Below are 696 nucleotides of genomic sequence, written 5' to 3' on the forward strand. Positions count from 1 at the left end.
AGCCGCCGGCGCCGAGCCCGCAAACGGTCGCTGCCGCGGCATGGAACGATGTGCCCGAACTGGTCACGGCCGGTCCTGTCGAACCGATTGGCCATGGTCACGGAACCGCAGCCGCGGCCGCGGCCCATTTCGATCCGGAGACCCACGTGGCGGCCGCTTATGTCCGCATGCCGTCGGTCGCCGATGTGCCCGAACTCGCGCAGCAAAAGGGTACGGCAGCGTCAGCAGAGGGGGACGAGGCTGCCGGGATCGATCCATTCGCCGAATATCTTGACCAGCAGCAGCCCCAGAAGGCCACTGCCGCGCCCGCGAAACCGGTCGAAAACGATCCGTGGGGTGATCTCGAGGAACTGATCGGCTTCAACAAGGACACGTCGTCCTCTTCAGGCGGCGGCGCGCGCAGTACGCTTCACACCGACGCGGATGCGGACGACCTGATGCATGCGCCGGCAAGGCCTTATCGGGTCACCCCGGTGCGCAAGCGTAACTACGCCGGGATCGTGCTGGCGATCGTCGGCCTGGCGCTTGTCGGCGGCGGTGGTTATGCAATCTGGCTGAACCGCGACTCGCTGAACGACATGGTCGATGGCCTGATCCAGTCGAGCCTGCCGGGAAGCCAGACAGCGCAGCAGACGCGTACGCCGGCACCCGCGCCCGCCACACCGCAGCCCAACCGCAGCACCCCTTCGACACCTT

The 696-nt window shown here is 67.0% G+C and carries 1 pseudogene; it reads left to right on the top strand.

Annotation, left to right across the window (positions count from 1 at the left end):
* Nucleotides 1–696 (top strand): annotated as a pseudogene (locus MOV61_RS30120) (hypothetical protein); the annotation flags it as partial.

Origin of the sequence: Neorhizobium sp. BETTINA12A (assembly GCF_023006485.1) — a bacterium.
Classification (GTDB): Bacteria; Pseudomonadota; Alphaproteobacteria; order Rhizobiales; family Rhizobiaceae; genus Neorhizobium.